At 70.1% G+C, this 25,391-nt stretch carries 21 protein-coding genes; 17 read left to right on the top strand and 4 right to left on the bottom strand.

Annotated features, from left to right (window positions below; all coding sequences use genetic code 11):
• The first annotated feature begins 170 nt into the window (after nt 1-170).
• Complete coding sequence (locus B0I32_RS48765; RefSeq protein ID WP_245956629.1) at nt 171-791, top strand: acVLRF1 family peptidyl-tRNA hydrolase; 621 nt, start codon at nt 171-173, stop codon at nt 789-791.
• 219 nt (nt 792-1,010) lie between these two features.
• Here B0I32_RS48765 and B0I32_RS48760 read toward each other — a convergent pair whose 3' ends face one another.
• A complete protein-coding gene (locus B0I32_RS48760; protein WP_106251444.1) occupies nt 1,011-1,829 on the bottom strand; it encodes an NmrA family NAD(P)-binding protein in 819 nt (272 codons plus the stop codon).
• A gap of 89 nt (nt 1,830-1,918) precedes the next feature.
• Between B0I32_RS48760 and B0I32_RS48755 the strand changes: the two genes are divergently transcribed.
• The 13 genes from B0I32_RS48755 to B0I32_RS48695 all read left to right on the top strand — a co-directional run bounded on the left by B0I32_RS48755 (nt 1,919) and on the right by B0I32_RS48695 (nt 18,232).
• Nucleotides 1,919-2,500, top strand: a complete 582-nt coding sequence (locus tag B0I32_RS48755) for a TetR/AcrR family transcriptional regulator (RefSeq protein WP_106251442.1) — start codon at nt 1,919-1,921, stop codon at nt 2,498-2,500.
• A 164-nt stretch (nt 2,501-2,664) separates the two neighbouring features.
• Nucleotides 2,665-3,678 carry a LacI family DNA-binding transcriptional regulator gene (locus B0I32_RS48750; protein ID WP_106251440.1) on the top strand — a complete coding sequence of 338 codons (1,014 nt, stop codon included), beginning with the start codon at nt 2,665-2,667 and terminating at the stop codon, nt 3,676-3,678.
• Between the two features lie 1,238 nt (nt 3,679-4,916).
• Nucleotides 4,917-5,573, top strand: coding sequence for a DUF1961 family protein (locus B0I32_RS48745; protein WP_219912406.1), 657 nt, complete (start codon nt 4,917-4,919; stop codon nt 5,571-5,573).
• Between the two features lie 123 nt (nt 5,574-5,696).
• On the top strand, nt 5,697-6,326 hold the full coding sequence (locus tag B0I32_RS48740; RefSeq protein ID WP_106251439.1) for a YesL family protein: 630 nt from the start codon (nt 5,697-5,699) through the stop codon (nt 6,324-6,326).
• Nucleotides 6,327-6,445: 119 nt separating this feature from the next.
• Nucleotides 6,446-7,879: an extracellular solute-binding protein gene (locus B0I32_RS48735; protein ID WP_219912405.1), complete on the top strand. Its 1,434-nt coding sequence runs from the start codon at nt 6,446-6,448 to the stop codon at nt 7,877-7,879.
• Between the two features lie 66 nt (nt 7,880-7,945).
• Nucleotides 7,946-8,923, top strand: coding sequence for an ABC transporter permease (locus tag B0I32_RS48730; RefSeq protein ID WP_106251435.1), 978 nt, complete (start codon nt 7,946-7,948; stop codon nt 8,921-8,923).
• 11 nt (nt 8,924-8,934) lie between these two features.
• Nucleotides 8,935-9,849 carry a carbohydrate ABC transporter permease gene (locus tag B0I32_RS48725; RefSeq protein ID WP_245956628.1) on the top strand — a complete coding sequence of 305 codons (915 nt, stop codon included), beginning with the start codon at nt 8,935-8,937 and terminating at the stop codon, nt 9,847-9,849.
• A 2-nt stretch (nt 9,850-9,851) separates the two neighbouring features.
• Complete coding sequence (locus B0I32_RS48720; protein WP_245956627.1) at nt 9,852-10,460, top strand: rhamnogalacturonan acetylesterase; 609 nt, start codon at nt 9,852-9,854, stop codon at nt 10,458-10,460.
• Nucleotides 10,457-13,036, top strand: coding sequence for an exo-rhamnogalacturonan lyase family protein (locus B0I32_RS48715; RefSeq protein WP_106251432.1), 2,580 nt, complete (start codon nt 10,457-10,459; stop codon nt 13,034-13,036). Before B0I32_RS48720 ends, B0I32_RS48715 begins: the two co-directional genes overlap by 4 nt.
• Before the next feature lie 112 nt (nt 13,037-13,148).
• The gene (locus B0I32_RS48710; RefSeq protein ID WP_106251430.1) at nt 13,149-14,747 is read left to right on the top strand and encodes an ABC-F family ATP-binding cassette domain-containing protein; all 1,599 of its coding nucleotides are present in this window, start codon (nt 13,149-13,151) and stop codon (nt 14,745-14,747) included.
• A 113-nt stretch (nt 14,748-14,860) separates the two neighbouring features.
• A complete protein-coding gene (locus B0I32_RS48705; protein ID WP_020547488.1) occupies nt 14,861-15,076 on the top strand; it encodes a helix-turn-helix domain-containing protein in 216 nt (71 codons plus the stop codon).
• A 123-nt stretch (nt 15,077-15,199) separates the two neighbouring features.
• Nucleotides 15,200-16,024, top strand: coding sequence for an enoyl-CoA hydratase/isomerase family protein (locus B0I32_RS48700; RefSeq protein WP_106251429.1), 825 nt, complete (start codon nt 15,200-15,202; stop codon nt 16,022-16,024).
• A gap of 321 nt (nt 16,025-16,345) precedes the next feature.
• Entirely contained in the window at nt 16,346-18,232 is a 1,887-nt protein-coding gene (locus B0I32_RS48695) for an ABC transporter ATP-binding protein (protein WP_106251427.1), read from the top strand.
• Here B0I32_RS48695 and B0I32_RS48690 read toward each other — a convergent pair.
• Nucleotides 18,204-19,088: a sulfotransferase family protein gene (locus B0I32_RS48690; RefSeq protein WP_106251426.1), complete on the bottom strand. Its 885-nt coding sequence runs from the start codon at nt 19,086-19,088 to the stop codon at nt 18,204-18,206. The two genes, B0I32_RS48695 and B0I32_RS48690, sit on opposite strands and share 29 nt — an antisense overlap.
• A 45-nt stretch (nt 19,089-19,133) precedes the next feature.
• Between B0I32_RS48690 and B0I32_RS48685 the strand changes: the two genes are divergently transcribed.
• Genes B0I32_RS48685 through B0I32_RS48675 form a run of 3 tightly spaced genes read left to right on the top strand, consistent with a single transcriptional unit; the run spans nt 19,134 to nt 21,702 of the window.
• Complete coding sequence (locus B0I32_RS48685; RefSeq protein ID WP_106251424.1) at nt 19,134-19,856, top strand: SIR2 family NAD-dependent protein deacylase; 723 nt, start codon at nt 19,134-19,136, stop codon at nt 19,854-19,856.
• Nucleotides 19,843-20,739, top strand: a complete 897-nt coding sequence (locus B0I32_RS48680) for a S66 peptidase family protein (RefSeq protein ID WP_106251423.1) — start codon at nt 19,843-19,845, stop codon at nt 20,737-20,739. Before B0I32_RS48685 ends, B0I32_RS48680 begins: the two co-directional genes overlap by 14 nt.
• Nucleotides 20,740-20,772: 33 nt before the next feature.
• Nucleotides 20,773-21,702, top strand: coding sequence for a hypothetical protein (locus B0I32_RS48675; RefSeq protein WP_106251421.1), 930 nt, complete (start codon nt 20,773-20,775; stop codon nt 21,700-21,702).
• 41 nt (nt 21,703-21,743) lie between these two features.
• Here B0I32_RS48675 and B0I32_RS48670 read toward each other — a convergent pair whose 3' ends face one another.
• Both B0I32_RS48670 and B0I32_RS48665 read right to left on the bottom strand, forming a co-directional pair.
• Nucleotides 21,744-24,047 (bottom strand): ATP-binding cassette domain-containing protein, encoded by a 2,304-nt coding sequence (locus B0I32_RS48670; protein ID WP_106251420.1) that lies wholly within the window; start codon nt 24,045-24,047, stop codon nt 21,744-21,746.
• A gap of 104 nt (nt 24,048-24,151) precedes the next feature.
• Entirely contained in the window at nt 24,152-25,315 is a 1,164-nt protein-coding gene (locus B0I32_RS48665; RefSeq protein WP_219912404.1) for a pyridoxal phosphate-dependent aminotransferase, read from the bottom strand.
• Nucleotides 25,316-25,391 lie beyond the last annotated feature (76 nt).

Genomic DNA, 25,391 nt, shown 5'->3' with positions numbered 1-25,391 from the left:
GCTCCAAGGCGCGGGGGCGTGCGATGAGGGCCGTCACGGGTTAGGTCACGGGAGCGTGCCGTGGGCGTCTCTTGCGAGCGCGTGTGAGAGACGCTCGTCGACTAGTGCGTGAAGGCGTTGGCTAAGGTTCGGGGATGAGCGCGCGTCCGGCGAGGGGTGGCGGTCGGTGGGTGACAGTGCCGCCGGAGCGTCTGCATCCGTGGATCGACGGGTTCGCCGGGCGGCACGGGCCCTTCTCCGCGACCGGTGACGAACGGGCGGTGCGGTTGGTGGCCGCCGACGGCGCGGTGGCCGAGCTGCAGGTGCCCTTCCCGCCCATGACGCCGCCCGGCCCGCCGCACGTCACCCGCCTCGTCACGCACGCTCGCGCCGAGCGGCGGGTCGGGGTGTTCCTGGTGCGGCTCGGCGGCTACGCGGCGGGCGTCTTCCAGGGCGGCGCGCTGGTGGCCTCCAAGGTCGGCTCGCGGCTGGTGCAGGGACGTACGGCGGCGGGCGGGTGGTCGCAGCAGCGCTTCGCCAGGCGGCGGCGCAACCAGGCGGCCCAGGCGTACGACGACGCGGTGGAGACGGCGGTCCGGGTGCTGACCCCGCACCTGGAGCTGCTGGACGGGGTGATGTTCGGCGGCGACCGCAGGGCGGTGGATGCCTTGAGGCCGGACCGGCGGCTTGCGCCGCTGCTGGCGCTGGAGCGGGAGCCGTTCCTGGTGGTGCCCGATCCCCGGTTGACCGTCCTGCGCGATACACCCGCTTTGTTCCGTGCGGTACGCATCCGCGTCGTCGACCCCGCGTGACGGTCTCCTCAGCGCACCCACCCCTTCCACCCTTGGCGCGCCGCGTCGGTGGGAAGATGTACGAAGGGGCCCGGCGCAACGCGTACGGTGACTCGCCTGCCCGTGCGCCTGGGCAAACGTGCAACCGGGTGAGAACCGATGGTCGCCGTCCTCGTAGGCGGGGTCCAGAGAAGCCCAGCTCGTGCGCGGGTTCAGGAAAAGCCCAGCTCGTACGGGAGCTCAGGAGAAGGCGGCGGCATGGTCGGCGAGGAAGTCGGCCAGGGTGCGCGGGGCTCGGCCGGTCACGTCCCGGACCGTCGTCGTGACCGGCGCCCAGCTGCCGTCGCCGGTCTGCGCCTGCAACTCGGCCAGGTCGAGCGCGAGCGGCTGCGGCAGGCCCTGGCGCTCCAGGCGGGCGGCCAGTTCAGGGACGGACAGGTCCACGTACCGTGCCGTACGGCCCAGAGCCTTGCCGACCTCGGCGGCGATCTCGGCGTGCGACAGGGCCTCGGGGCCGGTCAGCACGTACGCGCGGCCGGGGCCGACGGGCGAGGTCAGCAGGGCGGCGGCCACATCGGCGATGTCGCGGGCGTCGACGTAGCTGATCCGGCCGGGACCGTACGCGCCGTACATGGTGCCGCCGGCGAAGTCCCCCGGCAGGTTCTGCATGAAGCCGCTCGGCTGGAGGACGGCCCACGGCACCCCGGACTGCCTGAGGTGGGCGTCGATCAGGCCGTGCATGCCCAGGCCGAGCCTGCCGCCGGGGGCGGCGTCCCGTACCGACACCGTGACGATCTGCGCGACGCCCGCTTCGGCGGCCAGGTCGATGACGGCGCGGTGGGCGTCCACGACGCCGGGCCAGAGGGAGCTGTTGAGGAAGAGCCGGTCGCCGGGCGAGAGCAGCGCGCCGATAGTCGCGGGGTCGTCGAGGTCGGCGAGCGCGTACGGACTGCCGAGGTCGTCGGCGGGGCGGCGGACGGCCGACAGCACCTCGTGGCCGCTCAGCCCCGTGAGGAGCGCGCGCCCGATGGAGCCGGTCGCGCCGGTGACCACGATCATCAGGGAACCTCCGCATAAGTGGAATCTCGTATTCCGGTTATGCGGACGGTACACTAACCGGAATCTGATCGTCCACTTGGAGGTCGTACGTGCGCGCGGACGCCAGGCGCAACCTGGGCAAGATCGTCGAGGCGGCGGCCGAAGTCGTGGCCGAGCGCGGCGTCGGCGCGCCCATGGAGGCCATCGCCAAACGCGCCGGCGTCGGCGTCGGCACGCTCTACCGGCGCTTCCCCGACCGCGACGCGCTGATCGCGGCGGTCGGCGACCACTACATCCACACGATGGCGGACGCGCTCGACGCCGCCGACCGCGGCTCCGCCGACGCCTGGAGCGCGATCTGGGACTTCGTCTGCTGGGTCGCGGAGCCGGGCCGGGCTGCGCTCTCCACCGCGCTGGCCGTGCTGCCGGACGAGGTGATCGCGCGGCGTGCCGAGTTCGCGCGGGTACGGGCGCGGTGGGAGGAGCGGTTCGACCAGGTCGTACGCCGGGCGCAGGCCGAGGGGACGATGCGCCGGGACGTCGGCGTACAGGATCTGATCCACCTGCTGAACGTCTTCACCTGCCACCCCGAGGACCTGCCCGCGCCGGTGGCCGCCGACCCGGGCCGCTACCTGCGGCTGATGCTCGACGGGATGAAGGCCGGAGCGGCCACCCCCGCACCGAGTCGTTGAGACGATTCAAAAAAATCTTGAATGCCGCTATGATGAGCCGAAGTCCCGGTGAACCGCCGTCTGCGGTACGCCGTATCCAGCGTGTCCTGCCCCCTTCCGGCGCTCCTTCCGGCGTCCCGGGCGGCGGATCCCGCATTTTCAGCAGCACGGCCTCGTGAGGATCGATGGCGACCAGGAACATCAAGGAGGTCGCGCAGCTGGCGCGCGTCTCAGTGGGCACGGTGAGCAATGTGCTCAACCGCCCGGAGATCGTGTCCCCGGCCACGCGGGAACGCGTCTTCGAAGCGATCAAGAAACTCGGGTTCGTCCGCAACGAGGTGGCCCGCCACCTGCGGGTGGGCCGCAGCAGGACGGTCGGGCTCGTCGTGCTCGACGTGTCCAACCCGTTCTTCGTGGACGTGGCCCAGGGCGCCGAAGCGGTGGCCGACGACCACGACACCATGGTGGTGCTCTGCAACAGCGCTGGCGACCCCGGCCGCGAACGACGCCACCTCGACCAGCTCGAACAGCAACGAGTGATGGGCATACTGATCACCCCGGTCGAGATGGAGACCCCCTGGCTGGAGGAGCTGATCGCCCGCGGCACCCCCGTGGTGCTGGTCGACAGCCCCGCGACCGGGCTCCAGTGCTCGGTGGCCGTCGACGACCGGCTCGGCGGGCAGATCGCCGGCGCGCACCTCATCGAACGCGGGCACCGGCGGATCATGTTCGTGGGCGGGCCGCCGTCCATCAAACAGGTGGCCGACCGGCACGCGGGCGTGACCAGCGCCGTCGCCGCCGCCGGCGGCGCCGTCGAGCTGCTCACCTCCACCGCGCCCACCCTGACCGTGGCCGAGGGCCGCGCGATCGGCGAACGCGTCGCCGCCCTGCCCGCCGACGAACGCCCGACCGCCGCCTTCTGCGCCAACGACATGATGGCGCTCGGCTTCTTACAGGCGATGGCGTCCCACGGGCTGCGCGTGCCCGAGGACCTGGCCATCATCGGGTACGACGACATCGACTTCGCCGCCGCGGCGGCCGTACCGCTGTCGTCGGTGCGCCAGCCGCGGGAGCTCCTTGGGCGTACGGCGATCGACCTGCTGCTGGAGGAGGTGGCCGAGCCGGAACAGCACCGGCATCGGCAGGTCATCTTCCAGCCCGACCTGGTGATCCGAGAATCCAGCGCCTACCGCCGCTGACCTTGGAGCGCTGTCGGGGTGTCGGCCCTCTGCGTTCTGTCCCAGTTGCCCGATGCCATGGGTGCATGTTCGCCCGGGTGAACGAGGTGTGTCGGTCGCCGTACGCGTTGCGCCGGGCCCCTCCGTCCACCTTCCCGCCGACGCGGCGCGCCAAGGGCGTGGAGGGGGTGGGTGTGCTGCGGGTGCGGTGAGGTGTGGGGACGTCTGGCGTGGTGGCGTGCCGGCGTGGGCAAAGACGGCCGGGCAGGGGGCGGGGAGGCTGGGCGTGTCGAGGGTGTGCTGGGGCGGTGAGGGATGGGCTGGTGTGCCCAGAGCTCCCTCGCTCCATGTCGTCTGCAGCGTGGTGTTGGGTCACATGTTTGCGCAGGTGAAGGGGTGTACTGGTCGCCGTACGCGTTGCGCCGGGCCCCTCCGTCCATCGTCTCGCCGATGCGGCGCGCCAGGGACATGGGTGGGGGTCGGGGATGCTGAGGGGGTGCGGAAGGGCGGGCGTGCTCAGGGGTGCGGGGTCAGGGATGGCGGGTGGGCTGGTCGCCGTTCGTGTTGCGCCGGGCCCCTCCGTACGCCTTTCCGCCGACGCGGCGCGCCAAGGGTGCGGGAAGAGGTGGGGGTGCGGAGAGTGTGCTGGCGTGGGGGAACGGCTGGCGTGGTGGCGTGCTGGCTGGGGACGGGTGGGTCGAAGCGTGGGAAGGCTTGGTCGCTTCCTCGGTACGTCCGTCCGTCTCGCTGCCCTGGCACACCCCCAGCGCGCAGACCGTCGGCACACACCCCCTGGCACGCATCCCCCGGCGCATCCGTCCGTCTCGCGGCCCCGGCACACCGCCGGTCCCCACACTCCCCGGCACGTGCATTCCGAGCACGTCCGTTCCGAGCGCATCCGTCCGTCTCGCGGCCCCGGCACACCGCCGGTCCCCACACCCCCTGGCACGTCCGTCCCGAGCACGTCCGTCCCGAGCACGTCCGTCCCGAGCACGTCCGTCCCGAGCACGTCCGTCCCGAGCACGTCCGCCTCTTCGCACACTTGGCGCGCCGCGGCGGCGAGGAGGTGTACGGAGGGGCCCGGCGCAATGCGGGCGGCGGCCAGGGTGCCCGTTCACCTGGGCAGATGCGCAACACGCCGGCACGGACCCGCAGGGCGGGGCAGTCCTTGCCGTGCCAGCTCGGCCGTTCTCTCCCGGAAGCGCGCAGCCGGGTGGGTGTACTACGTTCGGCGGCACAGTCGAGCAGGAGGAGCTGACGTGGGTGAGATCTACCGCAACCCCCTCGCCACCCCCGACGACCTCGCCGGGTTCCGGATGGAGGGGGACGGGGCGGTGTCGTTTCCGCAGGGGCGGATGCGGCTCGAGAGCCGGCGGGCGGCGGCCGAGGGGCAGGCGGCGAATCTGGTGCTGTGGTGTCCTGAGGAGTTTCCCGACGGTGTGCGGATCGAGTGGGAGTTCTGGCCGGTCAGGGAGCCGGGGCTGGCGATCATGTTCTTCCACGCCCGGGGCCGGAACGGTGAGGATCTGTTCGATCCGGGCCTGAGCGTGCGCGACGGCCCCTACGAGCAGTACCACCACGGCGACATCGACGCCTACCACGTGTCCTACTTCCGCCGCATGTGGGCCTCCGAGCGGGCCCTGCACACCTGCAACCTGCGCAAGAGTCACGGGTTCCACCTGGTCGCCCAGGGGCCGGATCCGTTGCCGGGGGTGCTGGACGCCGACGGGCCCTATGCGGTGCGGCTGGAGGTCAAGGGGGGAGCGGTGAGCTTCGCAATCAACGATTTGGTCTCGTTCCGGTGGCGGGACGACGGCTCTATCGGCGGTTCCGCCCTGGCAGGAGGCAAGATCGGGTTCAGGCAGATGGCTCCGCTGATCGGAGAGTACGCAAATCTCCGCGTGTCCCGTCATTGACTTTGAGTCGATTCAACACTAATTTCGCACCAACCGCCGTTCACTCGCTTGTAACTGGGCAGGAACCACGGTGCAATACTCCACCCCCGTATCCGTGCACATGCCACGAGAAGGTGGTGCCGGATGAACCATCCCGCCATGTCGATCAGGTTTCAAGCTGCCTGCTCAGAGCTCATCTGGGCGGTCCGGCTGAACCTCGCCTGGCTTGCCTTCACGCTCGCGGGAGGTGTGGTTCTGGGGGTCGGGCCCGCCACCGTGGCCGGCTACACGCTGGCCCGGCGGCATGCTCGTAATGAAACGTTTCATGTTTGGCGAGAATTCTGGACCGTCTACCGGCGGGAGTTCGCCCGGGCCTCGTTGCTGGTCCTGCCGGGGGCGGTGGCCGCCGTCGTGCTGATCGGCAACTACCTCTACTTCTCCGCCCTCGGGCCCGGCATGGGGGCGCCGAGGATCGCGACCTTCGTGGCCCTCATCGCACTGGCGGGTGTGGGGGCGTACGTGGGGCCGCTCTACGCGCACTACGACCTGCCGCTGCGGGCCTACTGGCCCAAGGCGGCGCAGCTAGCGCTGATGCGTCCGGCTTCGTCCGTGCTGTTGCTGCTAGCGCTCTCAGCCATCGCCTTCGCGACCTCGGTGGCGCCGATCCTGGCGCCGATGATCAGCTTCGGCGCGTGGATCTATCTCAATACGTGGCTCTGCCTGCGCTTCTTCGAGGAGAACGAGGCGCGCCTGCATTCGAAAGGGAACTCATGAGCGCATCCCGTCGCCGTCGGCTTCTTGCCGGTGTGTTAACGCTAACGGCCGCTCTCACCGCCTCGGCCTGCTCGGGCGGTGGCGACGCGCCTCAGTCCGATCCGAACACGATCACGTTCATGTCGAAGCTGTTCGGCACGGCTCCCGAGCCGACCGGCGAGATGCAGCAGGCCATCGAGAAGTTCCTCGGCAAGAAGATCAAGGTCACCTGGGTCCCCAACGCCGAGTACACCGAGAAGATCAACGTCACCCTGGCCTCGGACAACATCCCGCAGGTCGTGGTGGTCGACCCGCACCTGCCGGCGTTCGTCAAGTCGGCGGAGGCGGGGGCGTTCTGGGACCTGACCGACAAGCTGGACAAGTACCCGAACCTGAAGCCGGCCGACGCGCGCACGGCGCTCAACTCCTCCATCAACGGCAAGATCTACGGCCTCTACCGGATGCGGCCCCTGCTGCGCTCGGCGATCGTCATCCGCAAGGACTGGCTGAAGAAGGTCGGGCTGGAGGAGCCGAAGACGATCGAGGACTTCTACCAGGTCGCCAAGGCGTTCACGGAGAAGGACCCCGACGGCAACGGCAAGAAGGACACCTACGGCCTGATCATCCCGAAGTGGCCGGGCAACTACGCCAGCGCCAGCCCGTACGACGTGATCGAGACCTGGTTCGGCGCCCCCAACGGCTACGGCGAGCGTAATGGCAAGGTCGTGCCCGGGTTCGACACGCCGGAGTTCCTCGAGGCCAACAGGTGGCTGAAGAAGATGGTCGACGAGGGCATGGTCAACCCCGACTTCGCCACCCTCGACTCGGCCAAGTGGAACGAGCCGTTCCACCAGGGCAAGGGCGGCATGATCATCGACGTCAACATCCGCTCCCGCCAGGTCCTCGACCTGTTCAGGGAGGAGGGTGACAAGAACTACGGCGACAAGGTCGCCATGGTCGGCAACCTGGCCAAGGCCGACGGTCAGAAGTACTCCTACCCGTTCACCGGCTACGCCGACTCGCTGGCGATCTCCAAGCAGAGCGTGCGGACCGAGGCCGAGCTGGACAACGTGCTGAAGACGCTGGACAAGCTGGCCACCAAGGAGGGCCAGGTCCTGCTCCAGAACGGCATCGAGGGCCGCAACTTCAAGGTCGACAACGGCGACACCGCCACGCTGATCAACGAGGACGACCCCGCGGTGGTGACCGTCCAGGACAACGTGGACGACGCCTTCATCCAGCTCAGCACGAAGGGCACGGTCGACATCGGCGGCATCGCCTACCAGCGGGTCCCGCCGGGTGAGCCGTACCGGAACATGGTCGCACTGCAGAAGGAGCTGATGGAGGAGGACCTCAAGACGGCCGTGCACAACGTGGCGCTGCCCGTCGTGGCCCCCACGCAGGTCCAGCGGGGCCCGCAGATCGACACGATCGTCTCCGACGCCCGGGTGAAGTTCCTGTCGGGCGCCATCACGGAGGAGCAGCTCAAGGGCGAGATCAAGCGCTGGTACGACGGCGGCGGGACGCAGATCGTGGCCGAGATCAACGACCTGCTCAGCAAACTGCCCAAGTAGTCACCGACCGCTCGCCTGAGGGGCCCGGGCACATCCGCCGGGCCCCTCATACGAAAGGAGGCCGCTGTGGCCACCGACCTGGCGACGCCTCCCTCGAAGGCGGCGCCCAAGGCGAAGAAGCGCCGGGCCGACAAGGTCCCGCTGCGCACGGCGGTGCTGCGCTACCGCTGGCTCTACCTGATGCTCGTGCCGGGCCTGGCGTACTTCGTCCTCTTCAAGTACCTGCCGATGTACGGCGTGACCATCGCCTTCCAGGACTTCGTGCCGTTCCTCGGCTATTCGGGCAGCCCCTGGGTCGGCCTGAAGCACTTCGAGGAGCTGTTCGCAGGACCCGACTTCGGCCGGCTGATGTTCAACACGCTCTTCCTGGCGCTGCTGCACATCGTCGTCGTCTTCCCCGCGCCGATCATCGTCGCGCTGCTGCTGAACGAGCTGCGCCTGAACATCCTCAAGCGCTCGATCCAGTCGCTCATCTACATCCCGCACTTCCTGTCCTGGACGATCGTCGCGTCGCTGACGTACGTGCTGTTCGCGGCGGACTTCGGCGTGCTGTCCGGCTGGATGCGCGACCTCCTGGGCGACACCGCGAAGATCGACTACATGGCGCAGGAGGAGTGGTTCCGGCCGCTGATCATCCTGCAGCAGCTGTGGAAGATGACCGGCTGGGGCACGATCATCTACCTGGCCGCGCTGGCCGGGGTCGACCCCAACCTGTACGAGGCCGCCCGCATGGACGGCGCGGGCCGCTTCCGCCAGCTCTGGCACGTGACGCTGCCCGCGATCCGCCCGACGGTCGTCGTCATGGCGATCCTGGCCTCGGGCAACCTGCTGGACACCGGCTTCGAGCAGATCTGGCTGATGACCACGTCGCTGAACCGCTCGGTGGCCGACGTGTTCGACACCTACGTCTACTACGCCGGCATCCAGAACGGCGCGATCAGCTACTCCACCGCCGTCGGCCTGTTCAAGGGCGTGGCCGGCGTCATCCTGATCTTCGGCTCCAACTGGCTGGCCAAGCGTCTCGGCCAGCGGGGACTGTTCTGAGGAGGCCGGACATGTCCACCATGACCGAGACCAAGAAGCCGGCCAAGCTCAAGGTCGACAACAACGGCTCGCTCGGCAGCCGCGTGTTCGACGCGCTCAACGTCATCGTGCTCGTCGCGCTGGCGCTGATCACGGTGCTGCCCCTGCTGTACGTGCTGGCCGGCTCGCTCGCCAACGAGGCCGAGATCTCCACCCGGCCGTTCTTCCTGTGGCCGCACAAGATCGTCACGGAGGCGTACGAGTACATCTTCGCCACCCCCACCTTCGTCCGCGCCCTGGTCACGACCGTGGTCGTGACGGCGGTCGGCATGGTGGTGCAGGTGCTGCTGACCTTCACCATGGCCTACCCCCTGGCCAAGCGGTACCTGCCGGGCCGCACGCTGGTGCTCAACCTGGTCATCTTCACGATGGTCTTCTCCGGCGGCATGATCCCCACCTACCTGGTGGTGCGCGACCTCGGGCTGCTCGACAGCTACTGGGCGCTGATCCTGCCGCTGGCGATCAACCCGTTCTACCTGATCATCGTCAAGAGCTTCTTCCAGGAGCTGCCGCAGGCGCTGGAGGAGGCGGCGCGGATCGACGGCTGCAACGAGATGGGCGTCTTCTTCAAGATCGTGCTGCCGCTGTCGAAGCCGATCATCGCGACGTTCTCGCTGTTCTACGCGGTGGCGATCTGGAACGACTACATGTCGCCGCTGCTCTACCTCAGCGACCCGAACAAGTGGACGCTGCAGATCCTCGTCCGCCAGCTCACCAACACCGACGCCGCGGCGGCGCTCTCCCAGATGGACCGGACCTGGGTGCCGCCCGAGCAGGGACTGAAGTTCGCGGTCGTCGTCATCGCGACGCTGCCGATCCTGTTCTTCTACCCGTTCCTGCAGAAGCACTTCGCCAAGGGCGTGCTGATCGGGGGCGTCAAGGAGTGACCGTGCTGCTGGCCGGGGACTCGACGGTCGCGTCCTGCCCGGCGCACGAGGCGCCGATGTCCGGGTGGGGCGCGCAGCTCGGGGCGTACGTCGGCGTTCCCGTCCGCAACTTCGCCAAGGGCGGCGCCACCACGGCAAGCCACCGGGCGGAGGGGCTCTGGGCGGCGCTCGTGCGCGAGATCGTCCCCGGCGACGTCGTCGTGCTCCAGTTCGGGCACAACGACCAGAAGGAGCCGGAGCTGCCCTACCGCGACAACCTGCGCGCCTTCGTCGGGGAGGCGCGCGCGGCGGGCGCGCTCGCGGTGCTGTGCACGCCGGTGCAGCGGCGCAGGTTCGACGGCGCGCGGCTGGTCCCGACGCACGGCGGCTACCCGGATCAGGTGCGCGCGCTGGCCGCCGCCGGGGGCGTGCCGCTGATCGACCTGACCGCCGCCACCACCGAGCTGTACGAACGGCTCGGCCCCGAGGGCTCGAAGGCCCTGTTCACCCACTTCCCGCCGGGGGCGCACCCGCTCTACCCCGAGGGCGTGGCCGACGACACCCACTTCTGCTTCCGCGGCGCCGACGAGGTGGCCGCGATCGTCGCCGAGCGATTGAAGGAACTCGCATGACCGTACTGCGCTGGCTGGACCGTCCCGGAGACCAAGGAGTGACCTGGGGCGTCCCGTGGCCACGCGGCGCGGTCGAGCGGGACACGCCGTTCGCGCTGTCGGACGCCGAGGGGCGCCCGGTGCCCGTGCAGAGCTGGGTCACCGCCACCTGGCCCGACGGCTCGGTCAAGTGGTCCGCCCACGCCGCCGGCGCGGGACCGCACTCCGAGCACTACCGGCTTGAACCCGCCGCACAGGCCGCTGATCTTGGCGAGAACGCCGTCACCGTGACCCGGCGGGACGGCGACCTGATCGTCGGCACCGGCGTCGTCACCTGGACGATCGGCGGCGGCACGGTCGCCCGCTCGATCTCGCGCGGGAGCCGCGAGATCGCCAGGAACGTGCGCCTGGTCAGCCTGCGCCAGAGTGAGCCCACCCCCGAGGAGGACGGCCACGTCGCCAGGGAACGGTCCGCCGGCGTCGTCGAGAGCGTCACCGTCGAGCAGGACGGCCCGCTGCGCGCCGTGGTCCGGCTGGAGGGCCGGCACGGCGACTGGCTGCCCTTCACCGTCCGGCTCTACTTCTACGCCGGCGCCGAACAGGTGCGGATCCTGCACACCTTCGTCTGGGACGGCGACCCCGAGCGCGACTTCCTGGCCGGGCTCGGCCTCAGCGCGGACGTCGTCATGCGCGACGAGCCGCACGACCGGCACGTGCGCCTGGCCGGGAGCGACGGCTTCCTGACCGAGGCCGTACGCGGGCTGACCGGCCTGCGCCGCGACCCCGGCGAGGCCGCGCGCCGCGCCCAGGTCGAGGGCCGCCCGGCCGGCGAGCTGGACCCCGAGGTCGCCAGGCGGCTGCACCTCATCCCCACCTGGGGCGACTACACCCTCGACCAGAGCTCCGCCGACGGCTACACGCTGCGCAAGCGCACCAAGGAGGGGCACGGCTGGGTGACGATCCCGGCCGGCACCCGCTCGGCCGGGTACGGCTACGTCGGCGGTGTCAGCGGCGGCCTCGGCTTCGGGCTGCGCGACTTCTGGCGGCTGCACCCCACCCGCCTGGACGTCAGGAACGCGGCCACCGACGTGGCCACCGTCACGATCTGGCTCTGGTCGCCGTCAGCCCCGGCCATGGACCTGCGCTTCTACCACGACGGCATGGGCCAGGACACCTTCGAGGAGCAGCTCGAAGGGCTGGAGATCACGTACGAGGACTACGAGCCGGGGTTCGGCGATCCGCGGGGCATCGCGCGTACGCACGAGCTGAGCCTGCGCGCCCACGACGCCACACCCACGGCGGACGAGCTGGCCGCGCACGCCGCCGCCGTGAACGCGCCCGCGCTGCTCGCCGCGAGCCCCGAGCGCGTGCGAGAGGCGGACGTGTTCGGCGTGTGGGGCCTGCCCGACCGCTCCACGCCCGCGCACGCCGAGATCGAGGACCGGCTGGACTTCCTGTTCGACCTGTACGAACGCGAACGCGAGCAGCGCCGCTGGTACGGGTTCTGGGACTACGGCGACGTCATGCACACCTACGACTCCGACCGGCACACCTGGCGTTACGACGTCGGCGGCTACGCCTGGGACAACTCGGAGCTGTCGCCCGACCTGTGGCTGTGGCTGCAGTATCTGCGCACGGGACGGGCCGACGTCTTCCGCTTCGCCGAGGCCATGTGCCGCCACACCGGCGAGGTGGACGTCTATCACCTCGGCCGGTGGAAGGGCCTGGGCAGCCGGCACAACGTGCAGCACTGGGGCTGCAGCTGCAAGCAGCTGCGCATCTCCAACGCCGCCTACCGGCGCTTCTACTACTACCTGACGGCCGACGAGCGCACCGGCGACCTCATGGACGAGCTCAGCGTCCCCGAGGAGACGTTCCTGGCCATCGACCCGCTGCGCAAGGTGCGCGAGGACGTCTACACCCCGGACCGCTCGGCGCTGTCCGTCGGGCTCGGCACCGACTGGGGCTCGCTGGCGGCGGCCTGGCTGACCCGGTGGGAGCGGCACGGGGACGAGCGGGCCAGGGACCGGCTGCTCGGCACGATGGCCGGCATCGGGGCGATGCCGCGCCGCTTCCTCACCGGCGAGGGGCGGCTGGATCTGGACACCGGCCGGTTCGACACGAGCCGTGACCAGATCTCGATCTCGCATCTGTCGTCGCTGTTCGGGCTGCCGGAGATGTGCGCGGAGCTGATCGCGCTCGACCTGGACGTTCCCGGGTTCGAGCGGGCCTGGCTGGAGTACTGCCGCCTCTACCTCGCCCCGCCGGAGCAGCAGGAGGCGGAGACCGGGCGGCGGCTGAGCGGCATCTCGCTGATCCAGGCGCACAGCCGGCTGACGGCGTACGCGGCGGCGCGCACCGACGACGCCGAGCTGGCCGCCTGGGCGTGGCGCAAGTTCCGCCTGGGGGAGGGCGACCAGCTCAACCGCAACCCGCTGCAACACCAGGAGAACTGGGAGCTGACCCTGGTGGACGGGCCGCGGGTGCCGCACCCGGTGCACGAGGCGCCGTTCGTCAGCACCAACAGCGCCGCGCAGTACGGACTGGCCGCCATCCACAACCTGGTGCTGATCGGCAAGCACCTCACGGCACGTTAAGGAGAGGTGGGGCCCCTTCCAGGGGCCCTACACTGATCGGTATGCATGCTCCCGATTGACCGGCGTCGCACGCCCAATCCTCGTTTCCTAGCTCGGGAGTGTACCGGTCACCATGATCATTGCGAATGATATCGAGCTGCGCGCGGGCGCGCGCCTGCTCATCGAGAAAGCCACCTTCCGGGTCAACCCCGGTGACAAGATCGGGCTCGTCGGCCGCAACGGCGCGGGCAAGACGACGCTGACCAAGGTGCTGGCGGGCGAGGGCCTGCCCGCCGCGGGCAGCGTCACCACCACCGGCAGCGTCGGCTACCTGCCCCAGGACCCGCGCACCGGCGACCTCCAGGTGCTGGCCCGCGACCGGATCCTGTCCGCGCGCGGGCTCGACGAGGTCATCCGCAAGCTGCGCGAGGCGGAGGTGGGCATGTCCTCCGCCGACGAGCGCACCCGGGAGAAGGCCGTGCGGCGCTACGGCCGGCTCGAAGATCAGATGCACGTGCTGGGCGGCTACGCGGCGGAGTCGGAGGCGGCCTCCATCGCCTCCAGTCTCGGCCTGCCCGACCGAGTGCTCGGGCAGCCCTTGCAAACGCTTTCCGGCGGTCAGCGCAGGCGCGTGGAATTGGCGCGAATTCTTTTCAGCGGAGCGGAAACTCTCCTTCTCGACGAGCCGACAAACCACCTAGATGCGGACTCAATCGGCTGGCTTCGCGATTTTTTGCGCAGTCATCAGGGTGGCTTGGTGATCATCAGCCACGACGTCGACCTTCTTGAAGCCACGGTCAACAAGGTCCTGCACCTGGACGCCAACCGGTCCGTGATCGATCACTACAACGTCGGCTGGAACGCCTACCTGGCCCAGCGCGAGACCGACGAGAAGCGCAGGAAGCGCGAGCGGGCCAACGCCGAGAAGCAGGCGGGGGCGCTGCTGGCGCAGGCCGACAAGATGCGGGCCAAGGCGACCAAGGCCAAGGCCGCCCAGGACATGATGCGGCGCGCGCACCGGCTGCTGTCCGGCACCGAGGAGGAGCGCAAGGGCGACAAGGTGGCGCGGCTGCGCTTCCCCGACCCCCAGCCCTGCGGCCGCACCCCGCTCATGGCCGAGGGCCTGTCCAAGACCTACGGGTCGCTGGAGGTCTTCACCGACGTCGACGTGGCCATCGACCGAGGTCACAGGGTCGTCATCCTCGGGCTCAACGGCGCGGGCAAGACCACGCTGCTGCGCCTGCTGGGCGGGATCGAGCAGCCCGACACGGGTGCGCTGCGCCCCGGCCACGGCCTCAAGATCGGCTACTACGCCCAGGAGCACGAGACCCTGGACCCCGGCAGGACCCTGCTGGAGAACATGCGCTCGGCCGGCGGCGGGTTCACCGACACCGAGTTGCGCAAGGTGCTCGGCTCGTTCCTGTTCACCGGGGACGACGTCGACAAGCCCGCCGGGGTGCTGTCCGGCGGCGAGAAGACCCGGCTGGCGCTGGCCATGCTGGTGCTCTCCAGCGCCAACGTGCTGCTGCTCGACGAGCCCACGAACAACCTCGACCCGGTCAGCAGGGAGCAGGTCCTCAACGCTCTGAGGTCGTATTCAGGAGCAATCGTCCTAGTCACCCACGACGAGGGTGCCGTTGACGCCCTGTCACCGGATAGGGTGATCTTGCTACCTGACGGAACTGAAGACGCATGGAGCGCCGAATTTTCCGATCTTGTGGCACTTGCCTGATCTTAATTTGAGTGGGTACGGATCTTTTCCCGTGGAGTAGGTAGCCGATCCCGCTGAAATGACTGATCATGGCGGAGTAACGCTGCGGAAGTCCGGCACTACAGGAGGTACTCGTGGCCGAGACACTGAAGAAGGGCACCCGGGTCACCGGGGCCGACCGGGAAAAACTGGCCGGCGATCTCAAGAAGCGCTACGCCGCGGGCGAAAGCATCCGCGCCCTGGCCGCTTCGACCGGTCGGTCTTACGGGTTCATCCACCGCATCCTCAGCGAGTCCGGTGTGACTCTGCGCGGACGCGGCGGGGCGACCCGAGGCAAGTCCAAGCGCTGACGGCCGCCTCGGAACGTGCGACCGCAGCCGCCCGTCCCTAGTCAGCCGCCGTCGCGCCCGGGCCAGAATCATATTCTGTAAGCTCGGGCGCGACGGTCAGCACTCCGGACAAGGGAGCGGGCGATGGCGGAAGCGCAGGCGCGACAGCGCGGGGGGAATACGGACGACGGCTCTGCCTCGGCGCAGAACGGGGTCCGTTACGAGGTGGACGGTGAGATAGCGACGATCACGCTGGACCGGCCGGAAAAGCGCAACGCACAGACGTTCGCGACATGGTCGGAACTGGCTCGCATCGGCGAGAACCTGCCCGAGCAGGTACGCGTCGTCGTCGTGAAAGGTGAGGGACCGTCCTTCTCGGCAGGCATAGACCTGCGAACGTTCACATCTGAGGGGGTGCCCGGACAGGGCTCGTTCAGCTCGGTGGCCGCAGACGGGGACACCGGCTTCGAGCAGCGCATCAGACAGGCCCAAGCGGGGTTCCTGTGGCTGCGCCGCCCGGAGATCGTTTCCATCGCCGCAGTGCAGGGGCACGCGATCGGTGCGGGATTCCAGCTCGCGCTCGCCTGTGACCTGCGGATCGTGGCCGAAGACGTTTCGTTCTGCATGAAAGAGCCCGCACTGGGCCTGGTGCCCGACCTGACGGGGACCAAGCCCCTGGTCGAGCTGGTGGGCCTGGCCAAGGCGATCGACATCTGCCTGACCGCCAGGACCGTGCACGCAGAAGAGGCCATGCGCATCGGCCTCGCGGAGAGAGTGGTCGCCGGGGGCGACCTGGACCAAGCGGTGAAGGACAAGGCCGCGCAGCTGCTGTCGACGAACCGGGACGCGGCTGTGGCGACCAAGCGGCTCCTCCAGGGGGCGCAGGCACGCACCCTGGAGGAGCAGAGTGTGGCCGAGGGGATCGAGCAGGCGGCACGCATCAAGGCACTCTTCGGCCGGTCGGGCTGAGCCGCGGCTCAGCGCTTCGGGCCGGACCGGTGGTGATTCGCGGCTTGACGGCCGGTTCGGTGCTTCTGGGGGCAGTCGGGCTGATTCGTCACTCAGGCGCCGGCGCTGCCGGCCGGTCGTGAGGGGCTGTGCGGCCCCTGGGCCGCCGGTCGGGCCCGCCGACGGGTACGACTGACAACGGGGCGGGAAAACGGCTCAGCGTGCCTCAGAGCGCCGCGCGGAGAAGGGGGCTTCCCGGAGCGAGTTTCGCGGTGAGCGGAGCCGGGAATCACCGAGCGTCCCGGCGACGCTGTCCCGTGCGGAGGAAGGGGGATCTCCCGCATGGCGATGATGGGTGGGGGCTTCGGCCCGAGCATGATGGCGTCCCTGCGGCGCGACGGCTCGGTCACCAAGCAGCGGCTGCGGCCGGGCACCGTGCGGCGCATCGCGGGCTACGCGCGCCCGTACACCAGGCAGATCGCCGCGTTCCTCGCGCTCGTCGTGGCCGGCGCGGTGATCGTGGTCGCCAACCCGCTGCTGATGAAGGCGATCATCGACGACGGCATCCTGCCCAAGAGGCCGGGCGTGATCGTCTGGCTGGCCGTGGCCATCGCCGCGCTCGCGCTGGTCGACGCCGGGCTGACGCTGGCGCAGCGCTGGTTCTCCGCCCGCATCGGCGAGGGCCTCATCTACGACCTGCGCACCGAGGTGTTCGACCACGTGCAGCGCATGCCGGTGGCGTTCTTCATGCGCGCCCAGACCGGCGCGCTGGTCAGCCGGCTCAACACCGACGTCATCGGCGCCCAGCGCGCCCTGACCAGCACGCTGTCCTCGGTCGTCGCCAACGTGGTCAGCCTGGTCCTGGTGCTCGGCGCCATGCTGGCGCTGTCGTGGCAGGTCACCCTGGTCGCGCTGGTGCTGCTGCCGATCTTCATCGTGCCCGCGAAATACGTCGGCCGCCGCATGTCGGCGCTGACCCGCGAGCAGATGCAGCTCGACGCCGAGATGAGCTCGGTCACCACCGAGCGCTTCAACGTGGCGGGCGCGACGGTCGCCAAGCTCTACGGCAGGCCGGAGGACGACGCCGCCGTCTTCGGCGCCCGCGCCGCCCGGGTGCGCGACGTGGGCGTGACCGTCGGCATGTACGGCACCGTCTTCCGCGTCGCGCTCGGCCTGATCGCGGCGCTGGCCACCGCCCTCGTCTACGGCATCGGCGGCGTCCTGTCCGTCTCCGGCGCCTTCGAGCTCGGCACCCTGGTGGCGCTGGCCGCCCTGCTCATGCGCCTCTACGGTCCGCTCACCTCGCTGTCCAACGTGCACGTCGACGTGATGACCGCGCTCGTGAGCTTCGACCGCGTCTTCGAGATCCTCGACCTCAAGCCCATGGTCGCCGAGCGGCCCGGCGCCGTGCCGGTGCCCGCGGGCCCGGTCACGATCGAGTTCGACGACGTGCGCTTCCGCTACCCGGCCGCCGAGGAGGTCTCGCTGGCCTCGCTGGAGTCGGTGGCCAGGCAGGACTCCGGGCCGTCCCACCCGGTGCTGGAGGGCGTGTCCTTCACGGCGCGGCCGGGGCAGCTCATCGCGCTGGTCGGGCACAGCGGCGCGGGCAAGACCACGATCACCTCGCTGGTGTCGCGGCTCTACGACGTCAACGAGGGCGCGGTCAGGATCAACGGGCTCGACGTGCGCGAGGCCACGCTCGGCTCGCTGCGCGACACCGTCGGCGTGGTCATGCAGGACGCCCACCTCTACCACGACACGATCGGCGCCAACCTGCGTTACGCCAGGCCGGAGGCGAGCGACGAGGAGATCTGGCAGGCGCTCGGCGCGGCGCAGATCGGCGAGCTCATCGCCGGCCTGCCCGACGGTCTCGAGACCGTGGTGGGCGACCGCGGCTACCGGCTGTCCGGCGGCGAGAAGCAGCGGCTGGCGCTGGCCAGGCTGCTGCTGAAGGCGCCCAGGGTGGTCGTGCTCGACGAGGCCACCGCCCACCTCGACTCGGAGTCCGAGGCCGCGGTGCAGGTGGCGCTGAAGACGGCACTGGAGGGCCGCACGTCGCTGGTCATCGCGCACCGGCTCTCGACGATCAGGGAGGCCGACGAGATCCTCGTCGTCCACGACGGCCGGATCGCCGAGCGCGGCCGGCACGAGGAGCTGCTGGCGCGCGGCGGGCTCTACGCCGAGCTCTACCGCACCCAGTTCAGTTCTTCCGGTAGCCCAGCCGCCTGAGCTCCTCCCTGGCCACCTTCTCCACCAGCTCCAGGTCCTCGCGGCGCAGCCGGGTCCGCCAGGCGCCGATCTTGGGCACGGCGGTGTCGTACATGACGACCTTCGACACCCGCGTCTCCAGGAACTCCGCGAGCGTCGCCACGGCCTGGGGCGGCGTGCCGACCAGGTCCTCGTAGCGCACAGTCAGCAGCTGCGGCCCGGGCAGCGTGCGGCGCAGCTCGGCGCTCAGCCGCACCGCGCCGCGCCAGCGCAGCGCGCTCTTGCCCGCCGCCGGCATCGTCTTCCAGCGCTGCAGGTGCTCATCCTTGTTGACGCCGAGGAACGCGTTGGGGAACTCGGTCTGCTCCGCCACCATGGCCGGCTTGAACCAGGCCAGGCACGCCGGATCGGCCAGCATGTCGGCCACCACGTCCCTGCCGTCGCGGATGAGCTGGATGAAACGGGCGTCGGGGAAGGCCTGGAGCAGCACGGGCACGCTGTAGAGCAGGTCGGGGCTGCCGTCGGCGAAGCGGGTGACGTCGCTCGCGGACACGCACGGGCCCGTCCCGGTGACGCCGCCCGCGTCCCGGCACGACTCGGCGCACTCGCCGCACGAGCGGGGCAGCACCTGCCACGACTCGGACAGCGCGTCGCGCAGGACGCGCACGGCGCCGGACGTACGGGCGATGGACGGCTTGCGGGCGAAGGCGTAGACCACGTGCGCCACGCTCGCGCGGCCCATCGTCACGTGGAAACCCGGAGAGCGTTTCAAGGCACGGGCCAGCAGGTCCGCGCCGGAGTGCGGCGCTCCGATCAGAAAGACCGGGCGGCGGACCTTGATGCCGTTGACCACGAGGATGTGGGGCGGAAGTCGCATACGAGAGGTAAGTGTGACACCGTTTGCCAGGTGAACGAGCCAAGGATGGTGTCCGTCCTCACCGGCGCGGGCGTCTCCACCGACTCCGGGATCCCCGACTTCCGCGGCCCCCAAGGCGTGTGGACCAGGAATCCGCAGGCCGAGGCCGACGCGACCATCGACCGCTACCTCGCCGACCCGGACGTCAGGCGGGCCTCGTGGCGGGCCAGACTCGATCACGCCGCCTGGGACGCCAGGCCGAACGCCGCCCACCTGGCGCTGGTCGAGCTGGAGCGCGCGGGGCTGCTGCGGGCCCTCGTCACGCAGAACATCGACGAGCTGCACCAGCGCGCCGGGTCCTCGCCGGAGAAGGTGATCGAGATCCACGGCACCATGCGTCGCGCCGAGTGCCTGTCCTGCGAGCTGATCACGCCCATGGAAGAGGTGCTCGCCCGGGTTGCGGCCGGCGAGGACGACCCGCCCTGCCCGCGCTGCGGCGGCGTCCAGAAGGCCAACACGATCTCCTTCGGGCAGTCGCTCAAGCCCGAGGTGATCCGGGCCGCGCAGCGCGCCGCCCGCACCTGCGACGTGTTCCTGGCCGTGGGCACCTCGCTGACCGTGCATCCCGCCGCCGGGCTGTGCGGCGAGGCGCTGGACGCCGGCGCCACCCTGGTGATCGTCAACGCCCAGCCCACCCCCTATGACCCCTTCGCCGACCGGGTGATCAACGAACCGATCGGCCAGGCACTACCCGCGCTCGTCAAGGAGCTGATCGATGCGGCAAGGTGACACCGTAGCCATCGTCGCCCCCTCGGGGCCGCCCAACGCCGTCCTGCTCAGGCGGGGCGTCCGGCGTCTGGAGGAGCTGGGCCTGAAGGTGGTGGTGGGCGCGCACGTCCTCGACCGTCAGGGCCTCGACTACCTCGCGGGCGACGACGCCGACCGGGCCGCCGACCTGCAGTCCGCCTGGTGCGACCCGGCCGTGACCGGGGTCTTCTGCTGCCGGGGCGGCTACGGGGCCGGGCGGCTGCTCGGCCTGCTCGACTGGGACGCCATGCGCGCGGCCGGGCCCAAGGTGCTGCTCGGGTCGAGCGACATCACGGCGCTGCACAACGCGTTCGCGATCGAGCTGGGCGTGGCGACGCTGCACGGGCCGATGGCCGCCTGCGACGTCATCGCCGGCGACGAGGCCGGGCCCGAGCCGCTGACCTGGGAGAGCATGGGGCAGGCGCTGTTCGGTCCCGCGCCGCTCGTGCGGGGTGACCGGGTGCTTTCGCCGGGACGCGCCGAAGGGGTGCTCCGCGGCGGTAACCTGTCGCTGCTCGCCTCGATGTGCGGCACGCGCTGGCAGCCGTCGTTCGCCGACGGGATCGCGTTCCTCGAAGACGTGGGGGAGGAGCCGTACCGGATCGATCGCATGCTCACCCAGCTGCTGCAGGCGGGGGTGTTCGACGGCGTGCGCGGGATCGCGCTCGGGTCGTGGGTCGGCTGCGGGGACCCGTACCCGGTGCTGGAGGACCGGCTGGCCTCGCTCGGGGTGCCGGTGGTGGCCGGGTTGCCGGTGGGGCACGGGTCGCCACAGATGAGCGTGTGGCTGAATGCACTTGGTGTTATCGATACCGAATCGTGCTCGCTGGCCGGTTCGATCCGGAACGGGGAGCAGGCAAGGTAGGGGGGACGAATCAGACAGAAGGGGACATGACGCGTGAACTTGTTCAGGCGTGAGCCCTCGCGACGGCCCGTCGAAGACGTCGATCTCGACTCGCTGCTCGCACTGGTCGCGGAGTCCCTCGGATTTTCCTTCGAGTTCGCCCAGGACGGCTCCTCCGTGACGTTGACGGGGGCACCGGACGGGTCCGCAGATGGGCCCGGAGGTGGGCCCAGAAGTCGGCGCGGCGAAGGGCTCGGGGACGGCGAGATGGTCGTCCGGCTGACCGGGCTGCGGCGCGAGGCCGGGCGCAGGGCCAGGGAGGACTGGCCGATGCTGGTCTCCGAGCACCTCGGCCACGCCGTGGCCACCGCCGGCGACCGGCTCGACGTGTGCGACCTGAAGCAGGCCCGGCCGCTGCTGCGGCTGCGGGTGGAGGCCGTGGACGAGGTGCCCGACCTGACCCGCGTCGTCGGCCGCCACCTCAACGCCGACGTGGTCGAGCTGCTCACCGTGGGGTCCAGGGCCGTGCGGCCCGAGGAGGCCGGCTGCTGGCCGGTGCCCACCGGGCGGGCGATCGAGCTGGCCGTGGCGAACGTCCGCGAGCGGGAGCGCCTGAGCAGCGAGAGCATCGAGCTGACCGGCACGCCGGTGACCCGGCTGACCGCGCCGAGCCCGTCCGCCGCCACGCATCTGCGCTGGCTGGGCGACTATCTGCCGGTGCCGGCGGACGGCGTGCTGGTGGTGCTGCCCGACCCGTACACGCTGCTGCTGCATCCCGTGGACGGGATCGGCGTGGTGCGGGCCATCGAGCGGCTGCGGGTGCACGCGGCGCGCACGGACGGGCTCAGCCCGCAGGTGTACTGGTGGCACGACGAGCGGCTGACGCTCATCAGGGCCGACATCGTCGCCCAGGGCGGGCAGACCAGGCTGGTCGTGGCGCCCCCGCCCGACTTCGCCCGCGTCCTGGCCCGCCTGGCGGTCTGAGCTCCCTTCGGAGGGGGTGGCCCTCCGAAGGGAGCGGTGCGTCAGCTTCTGCTGACGTAGTCGCGCAGGTGGACGGCCGTCAGCGAGGTGCCGTCGGCCACCAGCTCGGCGGGGGTTCCGGTGAAGACGACCTGGCCGCCGTCGTGACCCGCGCCGGGCCCCAGGTCCACGATCCAGTCGGCGTGGGCCATGACGGCCTGGTGGTGCTCGATCACGATGACCGTGTTGCCGTCCTCGACCAGGCGGTCGAGCAGGGACAGGAGCTGGTCGACGTCGGCCAGGTGCAGGCCCGTGGTGGGCTCGTCCAGCACGTACGTGGTCCCGTTCTTCGCCATGTTGACGGCCAGCTTGAGCCGCTGCCGCTCGCCGCCCGACAGCGTGGTGAGCGGCTGCCCGAGCCCCAGGTAGCCGAGGCCGACCGCGACCAGCCGGTCGAGGATGACCCCGGCCTGGCCGGTGCGGAAGAAGTCGCGCGCCTCGGAGATCGGCATCTCCAGCACTTCGCTGATGTTCTTGCCCCGCAGCTCGTACGTCAGCACCTCAGGCGTGAAGCGCCTGCCCTCGCACTGCTCGCACACCGAGGACACCCCGGCCATCATGACCAGGTCGGTGTAGATGAGCCCGATGCCCTTGCAGCCCGGGCAGGCCCCTTCCGAGTTGGCGCTGAACAGGCCCGGCTTTACCCCGTTGGCCTTGGCGAAGGCCGCGCGGATCGGGTCGAGCACGCCGGTGTAGGTGGCCGGGTTGCTCCTGCGCGAGCCGCGGATCGGCGACTGGTCGGCCACCACCACGCCGTCCCGCCCGGCGACGTGCCCGTGGATCAGCGAGCTCTTGCCCGACCCCGCCACTCCGGTGACCACGGTCAGCACGCCGAGCGGGAGGTCCACGCTCACGTCACGCAGGTTGTGCAGATTGGCGTTCCTGATCGGCAGCCAGCCGGACGGCGTGCGGATCCGCTCGCGCAGCCCGACCCGGTGGTCGAGGTAGCGGCCGGTCAGCGTCTCCGAGCGGCGCAGGCCGTGCAGGTTGCCCGAGTAGCAGACCTCGCCGCCGGCCGTGCCCGCGCCGGGGCCGAGGTCCACCACGTGGTCGGCGATCGCGATGGTCTCCGGCTTGTGCTCGACCACGAGCACGGTGTTGCCCGTGTCGCACAACGCCAGCAGCAGCCGGTTCATCCGCTGGATGTCGTGCGGGTGCAGGCCGGCCGTGGGCTCGTCGAAGACGTACGTGACGTCGGTGAGGCTGGAGTTGAGATGGCGCACCATCTTCACCCGCTGCGCCTCGCCGCCCGACAGCGTGGCGGACTCCCGGTCGAGGCTGAGGTAGCCCAGCCCGATCTCCACCAGCGAGTCGAGAGTCGAGCGCAGCCCCTCCAGCACGGGGCCGACGTTCGGGCTGTCGATGCCGCGGACGAAGTCGGCCAGGTCGTTGATCTGCATGGCCGAGCAGTCGGCGATGTTGTGGCCCTGGATCCTGGCCGACAGGGCGGCCTCGTTGAGCCGCGCGCCACCGCAGGCGGTGCAGGTGGCCTGCGTGATGGCCCGGTCGGCGAACGCCCGCGCCGCCGACTGCATCGACTCCCTGTCCTTGCCCAGGTAGGAGCGCTTGACCCGGGGGATGAGGCCCTCGTAGGTGAAGTTGCTGTTGCCGTACTTGAGCTTGGTGGCGGGCTTGTACAGCAGGTCGTCCCACTGCTGGGCGGTGAAGTCCGTCAGCTTGACGGCCGGGTCGAACAGGCCGGAGCCCGCCACCACCTGCCAGGACCAGCTGTCGACGGCGAACCCGGGCAGCTTGATCGCGCCCTCGTTGAGCGACAGCTTCCTGTCGACGACCGCGTCCACGTCCACCTCGGACGTCCTGCCCAGCCCCTCGCAGGCGGGGCACATGCCCTCGGCCATGTTGAAGCTGAAGGCGGAGGCGGTGCCGACGTGCGGCTCGGCGGCGCGGCTGAAGATGATGCGCAGCATGGTGTGCGCGTCGGTCGCGGTGCCCACGGTGGAGCGGGCGTTGGCGCCCATGCGCTCCTGGTCCACGATGATCGCCGCGCTCAGGTTGTGCAGCGCGTCGACGTCGGGACGTGACAGGCTCGGCATGAAGCCCTGGACGAACGCGGTGTACGTCTCGTCGATCAGCCGCCTGGACTCGGCCGCGATCGTGTCGAAGACGAGGGAGGACTTGCCGGAGCCGGACACTCCGGTGAAGACGGTGAGCCGTCGCTTGGGGATGTCGAGGGAGACGCCCTTGAGGTTGTTCTCCCTGGCGCCGCGGACCTGGATGTGGTCATGGCTGTCCGCGGCGGTGTGATCGCGGGGCTGGACGGTGCTTGCCTGCTGGCTGGAGAGCACGGAACCCTTCCATCGTCGGCCGACTTTTTATGGCGTAAGGAAATAGCCGAGACAGCTTACACCGATGACGCGGGCGGGGGATCCAGCCTTCCCCCGCCCGCGGTTCACGCCGAGAGCGGATTGACCGCCCGGTGGTGCAGGCCGATCACGGGGATCTCGTGCAGGCTGCCCGAGTACAGGAACTGCGTCATGCCGATCAGCAGCCGGCGCACGTCGTCCTGGGGACGCACGACCAGGCGCAGGAACTGGCTGGTCGTGCCCAGCTTGTTGCCGCACTCGCGGACGTACACGCCGTGCTCGGTGAGCAGGTGGTCGCGCAGCGGCACCCCGTCATGGCCCGGCGGCAGCTTGACCAGCAGGAAGTTGCCCTGCGAGGCGTAGACCGACAGCCCCGGCATGGTGCTGAGCTGCTGGAACATCGCCCGCCTGTCGGCGTTGAGCCGCTTGAGGCTCTCGTCGTACTCGCCCATGAACTGGCGCATCATGAACACGACGACCTCGGCGAAGGAGTTGAGGTTCCACTTCGGCAGCGCGTCCCGTACCCGGGCGGCCAGGGCGGGGTTGGCCACCATGTAGCCGAAGCGGATGCCGTGCAGGCCGAAGTTCTTGCCGAGGCTGCGCAGCACGATCACGTTCGGCCGCACCGCGGCCTCCGCGGCCACGCCCGGGTAGGGCTCGGCGTCCACGAAGTCGCCGAACGACTCGTCCACGATCACCAGGTCGAGGTCGATGAGCTGGTCGAGCAGGTACAGGACCTCGTGCTTGGGCAGGTAGCCGCCGTCGGGGTTGTTCGGGTTGCAGATCACCGCCACGCGGGAGCCGCGCATGCGGACGAACGACACGAAGTCATCCACGTCGAGGGCGAAGTTGCGGCTCTCCATCAGCGGATACATGTCCACCCGCTTGCCGGTCTCCAGCGGCTGGTCGGTCCAGCGGCCGAAGGTGGGGATCGGCACCGCCAGGCTCTCGCGTACCAGCAGGTGGTCGATCCAGGTGATCAGCTCCGTCGAGCCGTTGCCCATCGCGACGGTCTTGGGATGGAGCCCGAGCGTGGAGCAGAGCTCCTCGGTGATCGTGCCCGCGTCGCTCGGATAGAACTTGAGGATCGTCTCCAGGTTTCTCCCGAGGTGCTCGAAGATCTCCGGTGTGGGGAAATACGGGTTGCAAGGGATGCAGAAGTCCACCGGGGCGCGCTCTCCCGTCGAGCTGCGCATGAGTGAGAAGTACGACGGGCTGTGCGCTTGTGCCCGCAAGAGACTGAGCTCCACGACACCTCCATGGACCACGTGTCCGATGTGTCTAGGTACGCGCCGATGGAGCGGGTGGTTCAGCGGGCCCTCCCGC

The sequence above is a fragment of the Nonomuraea fuscirosea genome (genome assembly GCF_003001935.1).
GTDB classification, from domain to species: Bacteria; Actinomycetota; Actinomycetes; order Streptosporangiales; family Streptosporangiaceae; genus Nonomuraea; species Nonomuraea fuscirosea.
This window is presented reverse-complemented; position numbering and strand designations above follow the sequence as displayed.

What these genes read in the sequence shown, in the direction of transcription:
- B0I32_RS48760 (WP_106251444.1), bottom strand. Translation starts at nt 1,829, where the DNA reads ATGATCGTGGTCACCGGCGCGACCGGCTCCATCGGGCGCGCGCTCCTC.
- B0I32_RS48750 (WP_106251440.1), top strand. Translation starts at nt 2,665, where the DNA reads ATGGCGACCAGGAACATCAAGGAGGTCGCGCAGCTGGCGCGCGTCTCA.
- B0I32_RS48740 (WP_106251439.1), top strand. Translation starts at nt 5,697, where the DNA reads ATGAACCATCCCGCCATGTCGATCAGGTTTCAAGCTGCCTGCTCAGAG.
- B0I32_RS48735 (WP_219912405.1), top strand. Translation starts at nt 6,446, where the DNA reads ATGTCGAAGCTGTTCGGCACGGCTCCCGAGCCGACCGGCGAGATGCAG.
- B0I32_RS48725 (WP_245956628.1), top strand. Translation starts at nt 8,935, where the DNA reads ATGTCCACCATGACCGAGACCAAGAAGCCGGCCAAGCTCAAGGTCGAC.
- B0I32_RS48715 (WP_106251432.1), top strand. Translation starts at nt 10,457, where the DNA reads ATGACCGTACTGCGCTGGCTGGACCGTCCCGGAGACCAAGGAGTGACC.
- B0I32_RS48710 (WP_106251430.1), top strand. Translation starts at nt 13,149, where the DNA reads ATGATCATTGCGAATGATATCGAGCTGCGCGCGGGCGCGCGCCTGCTC.
- B0I32_RS48700 (WP_106251429.1), top strand. Translation starts at nt 15,200, where the DNA reads ATGGCGGAAGCGCAGGCGCGACAGCGCGGGGGGAATACGGACGACGGC.
- B0I32_RS48695 (WP_106251427.1), top strand. Translation starts at nt 16,346, where the DNA reads ATGGCGATGATGGGTGGGGGCTTCGGCCCGAGCATGATGGCGTCCCTG.
- B0I32_RS48690 (WP_106251426.1), bottom strand. Translation starts at nt 19,088, where the DNA reads ATGCGACTTCCGCCCCACATCCTCGTGGTCAACGGCATCAAGGTCCGC.
- B0I32_RS48685 (WP_106251424.1), top strand. Translation starts at nt 19,134, where the DNA reads ATGGTGTCCGTCCTCACCGGCGCGGGCGTCTCCACCGACTCCGGGATC.
- B0I32_RS48680 (WP_106251423.1), top strand. Translation starts at nt 19,843, where the DNA reads ATGCGGCAAGGTGACACCGTAGCCATCGTCGCCCCCTCGGGGCCGCCC.